This window comes from Cryocola sp. 340MFSha3.1 (assembly GCF_000383315.1).
Classification (GTDB): domain Bacteria; phylum Actinomycetota; class Actinomycetes; order Actinomycetales; family Microbacteriaceae; genus Leifsonia.
Genome location: NZ_KB911087.1, coordinates 1,688,323 through 1,701,514 on the forward strand (window position 1 = coordinate 1,688,323; position 13,192 = coordinate 1,701,514).

Sequence of the window (13,192 nt, forward strand, 5' to 3'; positions counted from 1 at the left end):
GACCTCTCTAGCGGATGGGGTGATGCGTGGACGGGGTCAGCCCTTGACGGCGCCGACGACGCCGTTGACCAGGTAGCGCTGGATGAAGATGTAGCCGACGATGAGCGGGGCCGCGACGATGAAGGTCGCGGCCGCGAGCAGCGGCCACTGGTTGCCGTACGTCCCCTTGAAGGCGTAGAGCCCGACGGTCACCGGGAACTTGGTGGGGTCGGCGAGCAGGACGGTCGCGAGGATGATCTCGTTCCAGATCCACACGGCCTGCAGGATGAACACGGTCACCAGCGCCGGCCGGGCCAGCGGCAGGATGAACGTGAAGAGGTAGCGCCAGTAGCCGACGCCGTCCATCGCGGCCGCTTCGTCGAGCTCGCGCGGGATGGACTTCACGAATCCGCTCAGCAGCAGGGGCCCGACGCCGACACCCACACCGACCAGCAGGATGTACCCGAGCTGCGTGTCGTAGAGCCCGAGCCGCAGCAGCAGCTGGAACTGGGTGATCAGGGCGTTGGGCAGGAACAGCACCAGAACGAAGACGATGGACCAGTACTTCGCACCGCGGATGTACCCGCGTGCGACGGGGAACGCCAGCACCAGGGTGAGGAGGGTGCCGATCGCCGACCCGGCCGCCGTGTAGAGGACGCTGTTGAGGATGTACGCGCCGAAGTCGCCCTTCTCCCACGCGGTCGCGAAGTTGCCCCACTGCGGGTTGGAGACGATCCCGACCGGGTTCGCGACGAACTCGGCTTGCGACTTCAGCGCGGTGTTGAGCAGGTAGAGCAGCGGGAAGAGGAACACGACCATGAGGATGAGCGCGCAGATGTACGCGCCGATCGGCCGGCGCCGGCGACGGCGCGGCACCGTGGCACGGCGTGGGCCGGATGCCTCCGGCAGCGACTCGGTCGTCGGGGTCGTCACCTGTTCGGTGGTGGTCGTCACAGTCTCGCCTCCCGTCGGCGGAGAATCAGCAGAGCGATGATCGAGACGATGGCCACCAGGAAGAACTGGACCATCGATACGGCCGCCGCATAGCCCTGCGACTGCGACAGCGTCGTCCCCGAGGCGCCGCCGAAGCCCTGGACGTACACGAGCAGGGAGAGCACCTGGGTTGAGCGGTTGTTCGGACCGCTGAGCACGTAGATGAGCTGGTAGCTCTGGAGCGCGTTGACGATCCCCAGGAGGACGTTCGCGGTGATGGACGGCGCCAGCAGGGGGACGGTGATGCTGCGGAAGCGCTGCCAGCCGCTCGCCCCGTCGATCTCCGCCGCCTCGTTGAGCTCCTCCGGGACGGCCTGGAGGCCGGACAGGAAGATGATGACCGAGACGCCGAGCACCATCCAGACCTGGACGAGGATCACCAGGGCAAGCGCGAGCTTCGGGTCGCCGAAGAACGCGGAATGGCCGCCGAAGAGGCCGAGCAGGGATGCGGCCGGTCCGCCGCTCACGTTGAAGATCAGCGACCAGACCAGCCCCGTGACCGTCACGCCCAGGATCGTGGGCATGAACACCACGGCCCGATAGAAGTCGCGGCCCTTCAGCCGGCGGTTGAGGAGCACCGCGACGGCCAGGGCGACGACGATCTGCAGCACCGTGCTCACGACGGCGAAGATGATCGTGTTGCGCAGGGCGTTCGCGCTGTCTGCCCACTTGGCGGGCGAGAAGAAGTCGATGTAGTTCTGCAGGCCGACGAAGTTGATCGGGAGGCCGGGGAGGCCGCGCAGGTCGGTGAGCGAGGCGATCAGCACGCCGACCGCCGGAACGAAGCCGAAGATGCCCAGCAGCAGCATCCCGAGCCCGAAGGTGACGCGGACGGGCGTGCGGCGGGGGAAGGGGAACGATTCAGTCATGTGTCTCTCGACTCCCGGGAGGGTGGCCGGCGCTTGGCCGGCCACCGTCCCGACAGAGGATCAGCCGGCGGCCGACCACGCCTTCTGCGCGGCCTCGGCGGCCTGCTCGGGCGTTGCGGAGCCGAGCGGGCTCAGCGCCGGGTAGTTGAACGGGAAGACCGCGTCCTGGCCCGCCTTGTTGTTGGCGAACCAGACCTGGTCCCAGGCGGGCTCGTACGACTTGGTGTAGTCGCCGATCGACTGGAGGAACGCGCTGGTGGAGATGCCGGGCTGAGCCGACGAGAAGCCGGACTTCTGCAGGAACAGCTCGTAGTTCTTCTTGTCGGAGAAGAACTTCAGCCACGCGAGCGCCGCCGTCTTGTTCTTCGCCGAGGTCGGGACGGCCAGCTGGAGCTCCGTCTTGCCGTTGAGCAGGGCGTTGTCCGCCGCGTTGTCGGAACCCGGGAACGGGAAGTACCCGTAGTCGAACTTCTTGGCGACGGCCGCGTCGATCGTCGGCTGGTCCCAGGTGCCGTCGACCGTCATCGCGAAGTCGCCCGCAGCGAAGCCCGACGGGATGGACGTGTAGTCGGCTCCCGCAGCTCCCTCCTGCGAGTTCTGCAGCACGTACTCGGTCTGCTTCAGCACCTTGACCTCGGTCGGGTCGGTGAGCTTGGCCTTGTTCGTCCAGAGGTCCTTGGCCAGCTGCTGCTTGTCGGCGAGCGTCGGGTAGTTCGCCGTGACGGAGGCGAGCATCGGCAGTCCGGCGGGCCAGCTGTCCTTTCCACCCATGCCGAACGGCGTGACGCCCTTGGCCTTGAGCGCGTCGACCACTGCGGTGAACTCGCTCCAGGTCGTCGGGATCGTGAGCCCGTTGTCGGCGAAGATCTTCTTGTTGTAGAAGACGCCCGTGTAGTAGCTGACGCCGGTCGGGACCGCGTACTGCTTTCCGTCGATCGCCTGCGTTTCGAGCAGGGTCGGCGTGTACTGCTTGAGGAACGACTCGCCCGTGAGGTCGACCAGGCCGCCCGCCTTGGCGAGACGAGCGTCATCGGTGGCCGCGTCCTTCGCGTACGACGGCGTCTCCATGAGGCCCTTCACGACGAAGAGGTCGAGGTTGCCCGCCGTGAGGCGCGACGACTTGGTCGCGGGGTAGTTGTCGTTCGAGACGGTGGAGAAGACGACGTCCACCTTCGGGTACTGCTTCTCGAAGGCCTCGTTGATCGCCCGGAAGCCGGCGTCCGTGGCGTCGCTGCTCGAGACGAGAAGCTGCAGCTTCCCGCTCGGCTCTCCATCTGTCGATCCGCCGCCGCTGGAGCAGGCGGCGAGTGCGCCGATCGTGGCTGCGGCGACCGCGCCGGCGATCAGCCGCCGGCCCAGGGTCGCGCCGCGCAACCTCTTCGTTGCCATGTGTTGTCTCCTCGTCGAGTTTCGGGATGTGTGCAGGTGTATCGGGTACAAAAACGTTTCGGTTCTGCAAGCGCAGGTTACCGAAACGTTTCGGTGACGACATGGTGGCACGCCCCGGCATGCAAATGCAAGCCCGACCGAGCACACCGCCCGATCGCGATCAGCGCTGCGCGCGCGCCGGCCCCGTCGAATCGCGGACGATCATCTCGGCGTCGGGGATCCGGACGTCGTCGACGACGCCCTCCTCGATCAGGTCGACGAGCATCCTGCCCGACTCCCTCCCCAGTGTCCGCGGCGAGGTGTGCACCGTGGTGAGGGACGGCCGAACGTAGGTGCCGAGCCGGATGTCGTCGAAGCCGGCGACCGACAGCTGGCCCGGCACATCCACGCCGAGGTGCTGCGCCTGGGCGATGAGGCCGATGGCCGACAGGTCGTTCGCGCACATCACCGCGGTCGGCGGGTCGGCCGAGTCGAGCAGGATGGATGCGGCAGCCGCCCCGCCGAGGTAGGTGAACTCGCCGGGGACCACCGGTCCGGGCTCCAGCCCCAGCTCGCGCAGCCCCGCACGCCAGGAGTTCTCGCGCTCCACCGAGTGCGTCATGTTCGGGCGGCCGCTGACGTAGGCGATGCGCCGGTGCCCGAGGTCGACCAGGTGCCGGAGGGTGGCCCGGATCCCGGCGTCGGGGTCCTCGCGCACCGCGGGGATCGGGAAGCCGCTGCCCGGGTTGATGGCGACGGCGGGGAGCCCGAGCCGCTGGACCAACGCGATGCGCGGGTCGTCGACCTCCAGGTCGTTGATGAACACGCCGTCGACGCGACGGTCGGCCGCGAGCTTCTCGTACCGCTGGAGCACCTTGTCGGATTCCGCGCTGATCTGGAGGACGAGCGCATACCCGCGGGGATCAATCGCATCCTCGATGCCGCCGATGAACCCGCCGAAGAACGGGTCGAGCTCGAGCACATCCGGATCCCGGTGCAGGACGAGCCCGACCGTGAACGCGCGCCGCCCGGACAGGCTCTTGGCCCGGAGCGAGGGGACGAAGCCGAGTTCCGACGCGATCCGGATGATGCGCTCGCGCGTGACGTCCGAGACCCCGGGCCGCCCGTTGAGCGCGCTCGAGACGGAGCTGATCGCGACGCCGGCTTTGTTCGCGACGTCGACGATCGTCACCCGCTCATCACCCACCGACCCGCCTCGCCTTCCGCCCTGCATCGAGCGACGGACATCCTATGCCGAAGAGGGCGGCGGGCGCTCCTCAGCCGCCCTCAGCCGCGCCGCGGCTTGCGCGGCGGCCGGTCGTCGTCCTGCCACGAGCCGGACCGACTGCCGCCTCGCCCGCGATCGGGACGGAGCTGGATGAGCTTGCCGCCGATCCGCGTGCCCGAGAGCCGGGAGAGCGTGTCGCCCGGCAGGTCGGCCGGCAGCTCGACGATGGAGAAGTCGGGCATGATCCGGATGTGCCCGAAGTCCTCGCGGCTCAGGCCGCCCTCGTTGGCGAGCGCACCGACGATCTGGCGCGGCTCCACCTTCTGACGCTTGCCCACCTCGAGGCGGTACGGCGCCATGGGAGTGTCGTTCCGCTCCCGTCGCGCCGGACGGTCGGAACGGTCGCCGCGAGCGCCCCGGCCACCCGCGCGGTCGGCGCCGCCGGCACGGTCGCCGCGCGTCTCGCGCTCCACCGGCTGCGACAGCTCGTCCCGTTCGCTGAGCAGGAGCGGCTCGTCGCCCTGAGCGACGACGGCGAGCGCCGCCGCCACATCCGTCTCCGGCACATCGTGGTGCTCGACGTAGTGGGCGATGATCTCGCGGAAGCGCGAGATCCGGTCCTCCTGGGCAAGCGCCTGGGTGATGGCGTCGTCGAAGCGGGCGAGACGGGTGACGTTCACGTCGTCGACGCTGGGCAGCTGCATCTGTGTCAGCGGCTGGCGCGTGGCCTTCTCGATCGCGGTCAGGAGCCGGCGTTCGCGGGGCGTCACGAAGCTGATCGCCGCGCCGCTCCTGCCTGCGCGTCCGGTGCGGCCGATGCGGTGCACGTACGACTCGGTGTCGACCGGGATGTCGAAGTTGACGACATGGCTGATGCGCTCGACGTCGAGGCCGCGCGCCGCGACGTCGGTGGCGACCAGGATGTCCAGCTTGCCGGACTTGAGCTGGTCGACCGTGCGCTCCCGCTGGGCCTGCGCGACGTCGCCGTTGATGGCCGCGGCCGAGTAGCCGCGTGCGCGCAGCCGCTCCGCGAGCGTCTCCGTCTCGTTCTTGGTGCGGACGAAGATGATCATCCCCTCGAAGTTCTCCACCTCGAGGATGCGCGTGAGCGCGTCGACCTTCTGCGAGTACGAGACGACGAGGTAGCGCTGCGTGGTGTTCGCCGACGTCGTCGTCTTCGACTTGACGGTGATCTCTTCCGGATCGTGCAGGTACTTCTTGGAGATGCGCCGGATCTGCGCGGGCATCGTCGCCGAGAAGAGGGCGACCTGCTTGTCGTCCGGGGTGTCGGCGAGGATGGTCTCCACATCCTCCGCGAACCCCATCTTCAGCATCTCGTCGGCCTCGTCGAGCACCAGGTACTTCAGCTGGGAGAGGTCGAGGGTCCCCTTCTCCAGGTGGTCCATGATGCGTCCGGGCGTTCCGACGACGATGTGGACGCCGCGGCGCAGCGCGGACAGCTGCACCCCGTATCCCTGCCCGCCGTAGACCGGCAGCAGGTGCACCCCCTTCAGGTGGGTCGCGTAGCTCTCGAACGCCTCCGCCACCTGCAGCGCGAGCTCGCGCGTCGGGGCGAGCACGAGCGCCTGCGGACTCTTCTGCGACAGGTCGAGGCGAGACAGGATCGGCAGCGCGAAGGCCGCCGTCTTGCCGGTTCCCGTCTGAGCGAGACCGACGACGTCGCGGCCCTGCAGCAGCGGCGGGATGGTGGCGGCCTGGATGGCGGACGGCGTCTCGTAGCCGACATCCTTCAGAGCCTTCAGGACGGCCCCATCCAGCCCTAACGACGAGAAGGTCGGAGCATCGTCGGCGGTTTCGGAGCCGCTGTGTGCGGAATCTGGCGTGGTCACTGTCCCACGGTAGTCCCCGGGGGCCGATTCTCGGCGTGGCGAAGCACGCCGAGCGGCTCCGACCACACGCCGTCGCCCGTGAGCGCAGCGTAGGCGATCCGCTCGACGGCGGTCGCGCCCTCCGCGAGAGGGAGCGACAGCACCTCCTCCGGAGTCGACCGGAAGACGAACTTCGCCAGCGAGCGCGCGCCCTCCGTCGTGCGCGGCGCGGGCGTCACGTCGAAGCGCGCCGCGAAGCGGCGGACGTTCGAGGTCGGCGGCAGCTGCCGCAGCGCCGGGTCGAGCATCCAGCTCTCGCAGACGAACGGCGAACCATCGTCGAAGTATCGCGCCGCCCAGGCCAGCGAGGCATCCACCTGCGCGGGATCGAGACGACCGGTCTCCGGGATGTGGATGTGCCGGCCATGCGGGCCGGTTTCGCGTTCGAACTGCAGGCGGCCGAGCGCGAGCACCCTCCCGGACAGCACCTGCCGCAGCCAGTCGTCGTCGACGAGGTCGCCGTACAGCGCGACCTTGCGCGGGATGTCGGCCAGCGACGCCTCCGCCACCTCGGCCGGGATGCCTTCCGACACGAGGGCGGCGACGGCTTCGCCCGGGCGCTCCCCCAGCAGCGCGAGGATGTCCTCCCGATCCAGGGTCACGCCGGCTGTCCCGCGTCGAAGTAGGCGACGAGTTCGGGGTCCAGAGGCGGCACCGGCAGCAGACCGCCGTCCCCGCGGATCGAGGCCGTCGCCTGCAGTCCGGCGGCGACCGCCTGGCGCGCGGCGACCGGTGACGTCAGGGTCGGACCGCCGTCGCGCGCGAACGCGACGAACTCCGCGATCATCAGGGCGTCCGCACCGCCGTGTCCACCCGCGGCGTCAGGGACCAGGTACGTCTCGTCTGCGGGAGCCGCGGTGCCGTGCCGCCGGTTCCAGAGCCGCACCTCGGATCCCGGGGTGTCACCCAGGTTCTCCAGCCGGCCCTCCGTCCCGATCACGGTGTAGTTGCGCCAGTAGTCCGGGGTGAAGTGGCACTGCTGATAGGAGCCGAGGACTCCGTTGTCGAGCACCAGGTTCACCTGCGAGATGTCCTCGACGTCGACGACCGGATTGAGGCCGGTAGCGGCGGTCGGGGGCCAGTTGTCGAGGCTGAACCACTCCTCCACCCGCTCCGCGCTGCGGTCGCGCCGATCGTCGATCGCGCCGTACACGGCGAGCGCGCCGACCCCGCTCACACGCGCCGAGTAGCCGCCCGCCAGCCAGTGGATGACGTCGAGATCGTGCGCTCCCTTCTGGAGCAGCAGCCCGACGGACCGCGACCGGTCGGCGTGCCAGTCCTTGAAGTAGTAGTCGCCGCCGTTGCCCACGAAATGCCGGCACCAGACCGCCTTGACCTCCCCGATCCGGCCGCTGGAGATGAGGTCGCGCATCAGGGTGATCACCGGCATGTGCCGCATGTTGTGCCCCACGTAGAGCCGCGAGCCGGTGCGGCGTGCGGCGTCGAGGATGCGATCGCAGTCGTCGAGCGAGATGGCGAGCGGCTTCTCGCAGAACACGGCGGCGCCCGCCTCGAGAGCCGGGATGGCGACGGTCGCGTGCAGGTGGTCGGGGGTCAGCACCATGACGGCGTCGACGCCGGCGTCCAGGAGCTCGTCCAGGCTCGCCGCCACGACGGCGTCCGGGAATGCCGCGGACGCCTCGTCCCGCGCCCGCTCGGCGGGGTCGCACACCGCGACCACGCGGGAACCGGCGCCCGGACGGTGGGCCTCACGGGCGAGTGACCCGCGATTGCCGAAGCCGACGACGCCGATCCTCAGGTCTGCCATGGGTCCATCTTTCTCCAGAACGCTCTCTCCAGGTGCGGCAGTGGAGGCACGGCGGAAGTGAGGGGCGCCGTGCCTCCACGTCTAGACGACGAGCGAGGCCGCGTCCGTCACGGCCTCGCCTGTCACGATCGGGGTCAGGTCGACGTCGCGCCCGTCGATGCGGAACGCGTACCGTCCGGTCTGCTCGATGACGGAGGTCTCGAGCATGTACCGGCGCAGCTGCTCGCGCTCGCTGTCGTTCAGCCAGGCGATCGGGTCGGAGGTCGACCGGAACTCGAGGATCGCGGCCGTGTCCCGCAGCGCCTGCCGCTCGGCGTCGTCGAGCAGGCTGCGGGTGCTGCGGAAGTAGACGGCGTCGGGGTCCACCTCGTAGAGCCGCTTCATCCACGTGCGGTTGATGGACGACACGATCGAATTGCGGGCGCCCACTCCGGAGGGATCGCCGACCCGCTCCGCGTTGTCCCAGAATGCGCCGACGTCCGGCCCCACCCGGGCGCCGTCGAAGACGCCCACGCTCGGGATCATCGGGACGCCGCATCCCAGCAGGTACACGGAGTCCCCGACCACCGAGCGGATGTGCTGCACCGCCTCGCGGTAGACGGCCTCGCGGTGAAGCGGGATGCTGCGCTCGCCCGCCACCGCCCCGGCGTACATGAAGTCGAGCTTGAGGTAGCGGTAGCCCCAGCCGACGACCGTCTCGAAGACCTCGCGCAGGTGATCCTTGACCTCGTCCTGGGTCGTGTCGAGCGAGTAGTAGTGCGAGCCCCAGTTGTAGCCGGTGACCAGCGGACGCCCGTCCTCCCCCTGCACCAGCAGGTCGGGACGGCTGCACGCGAGCTCCGATCCGGGCAGGGCGATCAGCGGGGCCAGCCACAGACCGGGAGTGAACCCCGCGTCGGCGATCGTGCGGGCGGTCGCGCCCATCCCGGACGGGAACTTCGGGCCGGCGGTCCAGTCGCCGACGATCGGCTCCCATCCGTCGTCGAGCTGGAAGACGTCGAACGGGTAGCCCTCGAGGTCTGCGACGGTCCGGGCGACGAGCTCCTCGTCGATCCCTTCGAAGAACGAGTACCAGCTGCTCCACACCGTTCCTGCCCGGCCGGTCCGCCGGCCGAGGCGCTGCGACACCAGGTCTGCGTAGTCGGCGAACACCTGCCGCTCGGGTCCGTAAGCGACGAACCAGTCGGCGGTGTCGTCCTCGGCGCGGCCCCAGAGCACGTTGCGGTCGGCCCCGACGCGCGGGGATCCGAGGCCGAGGGCGCCGAGCAGCAGAACGTCCCCGCCGCTGCCCGTGACGGCTCCGACCGCCGCACCCGAGTGGCTGTGCGGCGTCTCGTTGGCCGCGTCGTCCGCGGTCAGCAGGCGGTTCGGGCTGTCCTTGATGCCGATGGTCTCGCCGTCGGTCCGCGCCCACCCGGACGGGCTCCAGGAGTTCCAGCCGTGCCGGTAGAACTCGGTGTCGCCGAAAGGATGCAGGAGCGCGACGGGACCGGCCGGCACGACGAAGCCGCCCGGCACCGCCTCCGGTTGCCCCGAAACGTTGGCCGGGATGCGGAGGCCGGCGAAGTCGAAGGTGTACAGCATGCTCTGCTTTCTGGGGGAAGGGCCATGGGGCCGGTCGGAGGGGCGGGGCGGCCCGGTGGCCGCCCCGCTCATGTGCTACTTGAACAGCGCGTTGACCTGGTCGTTCGCCTTGCCCAGCGCGGACTTCGCGTCCTGCTGGCCGAGGGCGACGCTCTGGATCGCGTCCTGAACGATCTGGCTGATCTCGGTGCCGTGGTAGCTGATCGGGATGATGAACGTGCCGTCCTTCGCCTGCTGCTCGTCGAGGAAGACCTTGGCGTTCAGGCCGTCCTTCTCGCGCACCTCCGCCGACTTCTCGGAGGCCTCCTTGATGGCCGGGAAGACGACTCCGGTGGCCGCAACGGTGTTCTGGCAGTCCGCCGAGGCGAGGTACTTGACCCACTTCCAGGCCTCGTCCTTGTGCTTGCTCCCCGCGTAGATGGCGTCGGACAGGCCGTTGATCGCGGACTTCCTGCCCTCTGGGCCGATCGGGAGCGGCGCGAAACCGAACTGGTCGGTCTTGCCCTTGTACGACGAGAGGTTGAACGAGCCGAGGGTGGTCAGAGCCCCGCCGTTGTTGGCGAGCACCTCGGAGCGCGCCTGCGTCGACTGCACGTCGAGCTTCGGGGCATAGCCCTTGTCGGAGAGGTCGGCGAGCCACTGGACGGTTTCGGTGAGCTTGGAGTCGCCGTAGTGGAACTTCGTCCCGAACGGGTTCTTGTCGGCGTAGGTCCAGCCGTTGGAGTAGGCGAAGTTGCCCCAGCCGTTCTGGCCCTGCGATCCGTCGGCCCACTCCGGCAGGAAGCCGTAGACCTTGACGTTGTTCTTGTCGAAGGCGGGGTCCAGTCCGTTGTGGCCGTTCTTGTCGACGGTCAGCTTGGCGATGGTCTGCTCGAAGGTGCCACCGTCCTGCGGGTTCCACGTCAGGTCCGCCAGCGACGCCTCGTCGATGCCCGCGGCCTTCAGGTCGGCCTTGTTGTAGACGAGGCCCATCGTGTCCCAGTCCTTCGGCAGCCCGTACCGGGCGTCCCCGACCTTCCAGAGGTCCGCCAGGCCGTCGACGTACTGACCGAGGTCGACCTTGTCCTTCTCGACCATCGGCTGGATGTCGACGATCTGCTTGTCCTGGACGAATTGCGGATAGTACGACGCCTGGTCCACCCACACGTCCGGGGCGCTGCCCGCCGCGATCTGGGTCGAGAGATTCGTCCAGTACTGGCCCCAGGCCGACTGGCTGATCTTGATGGTGATGTTCGGGTTCTCCTTGGTGAACTGCTCGGCGCACTGCTGGTAGGCGGGCACCTGCGTGTCGTCCCACATCCAGTACTGCAGGGTCACCTTGTCGTTCGAGCCGGACCCGCTGGACGAACACGCGGTGACTCCGGTGAGCAGTGCGGCGGCGACGGCTATGGCGGCGACGCGACGGACCTTGGTCATTGGTTTCTCTCTCTGTGTGGGTGGTGCATCGGGATGGGGGAGGTGGGGCTGGTCATTTGATGCCGGTGAAGTTGAGCGACTCGACGATCCGCCGGCCGAGGAAGATGAGCAGGATGAGCACGGGGATGACGGACAGCGTCGAGCCGGCCATCAGTCCGGTCCAGTCGGGCTGGGTGTTGGGCGACTGCTGCAGGTACACGCCGAGGGCGACGGTCATGGTGCGGACGCTCTCGTCACGCCCGATGAGGAGCGGCCAGAGGTAGTCCTTCCACGCCCAGACGACGGTGATGAGGCCGATCGTGATGAGCGGACCGCGGCTCATCGGGAGGGCGATGCGCCAGAACACGCGAGCCTTGCCCGCGCCGTCGAGCATCGCCGCCTCCTCCACATCCACGGGGATGTTGAGGAAGAACTGGCGCAGGAAGAAGAGCGCGAACGGGGTCATCAGCAGGCTCGGCGCGACCATCCCGAAGAGGTTGTTGAGGAGGCCCAGGTCACGGACGAGCACGAAGTTCGGCAGCAGCGTGAAGATGCCGGGGACCATGAGCGCGGCGATGAGGACGGCGAACAGGGCGTTGCGCCCGGGGAACCGGAGCCGCGCGAACGCGTACCCTCCCATCGCGCAGAACAGCGTCTGGAAGAACCCGATGAGGGAGCAGTAGATGATCGAGTTCCACAGGTAGAGGAGGAAGTTGATCGACGCGCCGGATCCGCCGGCGGCCTGATCCTGCGCCGGGGTGAGGAAGCCGAGCACGCGGGCGAAGTTGATCAGGGTCGGGCTGCCGGGGAAGAGCGAGCCGGAGTCCCGGATGACGTCGGCGGCGGGTGTGAGAGCCGTCTTCAGCATCCAGTAGAACGGGAACAGCGTCAGGACGAGCGAGATGATGAGGACCGCCCAGCCGAGGGCGCGGCCGATGGAGAAGCGGCGGCGGACGGTGTCGCGCGCGGGACGGGCGGGCTGCTCCGCGCCGGGAGCGAGGACGGGTGTCACAGGTCGTGTCATGGTCATGGTGTGGTCCTAGGCGAGCTGGGATTCGGAGGCGCGGAGGAGGCGCAGCTGGACGGCCGTGAGAACGCCGAGGATGACCACCAGGACGATCGCCATGGTCGCGGCGTAGCCCATGTGGAAGAAGTTGAACGCCTGTTGGTAGATGTAGTAGTAGATGACCCGTGTCGCGTTGACCGGGCCTCCCTTCGTGGTGATCGCCACCGTGTCGAAGATCTGGAACGAGCCGATCAGCGAGACGACGAGCACCAGGGCCATCACCGGGCGCAGCAGCGGCAGCGTGATGCGGGTGAACAGACGCCACTCCCCCGCTCCGTCGAGCGAGGCGCTCTCGTACAGATCGGCCGGGATCTGCAGCATCCCCGCGTAGAACAGCAGAGCGGTGTAGCCGGTGAAGGCCCAGGTGTTCACGATCGAGATCGTCGGGATGCCGAGGGCGGGGTTGGTGAAGAAGCCGACCGCGGGGAAGCCCATCGACGTGATGAGGTGGTTCACGAACCCGAGGTTGGTGTCGAGCAGCCACAGCCAGACCAACCCGACGGTGACGTTGGGTACCAGCCACGGCAGCAGCAGGGTGGTCCGCAGCATCACGGAACGCGTGAGGCGGTGCATCAGCGCCGCGAGGAGCAGCGCGAGGACGGTCTGCGTCGTCACGTTGACGATCACGTAATAGAGCGTGACGCCCATCGAGTTCCAGAACTCCTTGTCCTGGAGCACGGCCGTGTAGTTCTCCAGGCCGACGAACGTCGGGTCGCCCAGCAGGCTGTAGTCCGTGAACGACCACCACACTCCGCGGACCGTCGGGTACAGGTAGAAGACCGCGAATCCGATCAGGACCGGCGCGATGAAGAGCCAGGCGACTCTGCGGTCGTCCCGCCGGCGTCGTACCCTCGGCGCGCCGCCCGTCCGGTGCGCGGCTCTCGGGAGCAGGGCTGTCATGGCATCCTCTCGGCGCCGCGGGCGTGCTGCCGTCGTTGGCGCGATAGGGGTGGATCGGTTCGCGAGCGATTCGCTGGCCGTTGGTTCGCCCATCCGCGGTAAAGTCGGGTGGACGGGTTAATTATGCAAGTTGCCGTTATAAAGCGCAAGAGT

General features: G+C 68.5%; 11 protein-coding genes. All 11 read right to left on the reverse strand.

Features of this window, described 5'->3' with window-relative positions:
- Window positions 1-36 precede the first annotated feature (36 nt).
- Entirely contained in the window at window positions 37-933 is an 897-nt protein-coding gene (locus H284_RS0108025; RefSeq protein WP_020075831.1) for a carbohydrate ABC transporter permease, read from the reverse strand.
- Window positions 930-1,841, reverse strand: a complete 912-nt coding sequence (locus H284_RS0108030) for a carbohydrate ABC transporter permease (protein ID WP_020075832.1) — start codon at window positions 1,839-1,841, stop codon at window positions 930-932. The genes H284_RS0108025 and H284_RS0108030 overlap by 4 nt, the downstream gene beginning before the upstream one ends.
- Before the next feature lie 60 nt (window positions 1,842-1,901).
- Window positions 1,902-3,230 (reverse strand): ABC transporter substrate-binding protein, encoded by a 1,329-nt coding sequence (locus H284_RS0108035; RefSeq protein ID WP_020075833.1) that lies wholly within the window; start codon window positions 3,228-3,230, stop codon window positions 1,902-1,904.
- A gap of 160 nt (window positions 3,231-3,390) precedes the next feature.
- Window positions 3,391-4,401: a LacI family DNA-binding transcriptional regulator gene (locus H284_RS0108040; protein ID WP_231371121.1), complete on the reverse strand. Its 1,011-nt coding sequence runs from the start codon at window positions 4,399-4,401 to the stop codon at window positions 3,391-3,393.
- A 95-nt stretch (window positions 4,402-4,496) separates the two neighbouring features.
- On the reverse strand, window positions 4,497-6,287 hold the full coding sequence (locus H284_RS0108045; protein WP_020075834.1) for a DEAD/DEAH box helicase: 1,791 nt from the start codon (window positions 6,285-6,287) through the stop codon (window positions 4,497-4,499).
- Window positions 6,284-6,928, reverse strand: a complete 645-nt coding sequence (locus H284_RS0108050) for a hypothetical protein (RefSeq protein WP_020075835.1) — start codon at window positions 6,926-6,928, stop codon at window positions 6,284-6,286. Before H284_RS0108050 ends, H284_RS0108045 begins: the two co-directional genes overlap by 4 nt.
- Window positions 6,925-8,094, reverse strand: a complete 1,170-nt coding sequence (locus H284_RS0108055; RefSeq protein WP_020075836.1) for a Gfo/Idh/MocA family protein — start codon at window positions 8,092-8,094, stop codon at window positions 6,925-6,927. Before H284_RS0108055 ends, H284_RS0108050 begins: the two co-directional genes overlap by 4 nt.
- Window positions 8,095-8,175: 81 nt before the next feature.
- A complete protein-coding gene (locus tag H284_RS0108060; RefSeq protein WP_020075837.1) occupies window positions 8,176-9,678 on the reverse strand; it encodes a glycoside hydrolase family 36 protein in 1,503 nt (500 codons plus the stop codon).
- Window positions 9,679-9,753: 75 nt separating this feature from the next.
- Window positions 9,754-11,094: an ABC transporter substrate-binding protein gene (locus H284_RS0108065; protein ID WP_020075838.1), complete on the reverse strand. Its 1,341-nt coding sequence runs from the start codon at window positions 11,092-11,094 to the stop codon at window positions 9,754-9,756.
- Between the two features lie 52 nt (window positions 11,095-11,146).
- Window positions 11,147-12,103 (reverse strand): carbohydrate ABC transporter permease, encoded by a 957-nt coding sequence (locus tag H284_RS0108070; RefSeq protein ID WP_020075839.1) that lies wholly within the window; start codon window positions 12,101-12,103, stop codon window positions 11,147-11,149.
- Window positions 12,104-12,112: 9 nt separating this feature from the next.
- Window positions 12,113-13,039, reverse strand: a complete 927-nt coding sequence (locus H284_RS0108075) for a carbohydrate ABC transporter permease (protein ID WP_018189511.1) — start codon at window positions 13,037-13,039, stop codon at window positions 12,113-12,115.
- Between the last annotated feature and the right edge of the window lie 153 nt (window positions 13,040-13,192).

Coding starts and splice junctions, on each gene's coding strand:
- H284_RS0108030 (WP_020075832.1), bottom strand. CDS start 1,841: ATGACTGAATCGTTCCCCTTCCCCCGCCGCACGCCCGTCCGCGTCACC.
- H284_RS0108035 (WP_020075833.1), bottom strand. CDS start 3,230: ATGGCAACGAAGAGGTTGCGCGGCGCGACCCTGGGCCGGCGGCTGATC.
- H284_RS0108055 (WP_020075836.1), bottom strand. CDS start 8,094: ATGGCAGACCTGAGGATCGGCGTCGTCGGCTTCGGCAATCGCGGGTCA.
- H284_RS0108060 (WP_020075837.1), bottom strand. CDS start 9,678: ATGCTGTACACCTTCGACTTCGCCGGCCTCCGCATCCCGGCCAACGTT.
- H284_RS0108065 (WP_020075838.1), bottom strand. CDS start 11,094: ATGACCAAGGTCCGTCGCGTCGCCGCCATAGCCGTCGCCGCCGCACTG.
- H284_RS0108070 (WP_020075839.1), bottom strand. CDS start 12,103: ATGACCATGACACGACCTGTGACACCCGTCCTCGCTCCCGGCGCGGAG.
- H284_RS0108075 (WP_018189511.1), bottom strand. CDS start 13,039: ATGACAGCCCTGCTCCCGAGAGCCGCGCACCGGACGGGCGGCGCGCCG.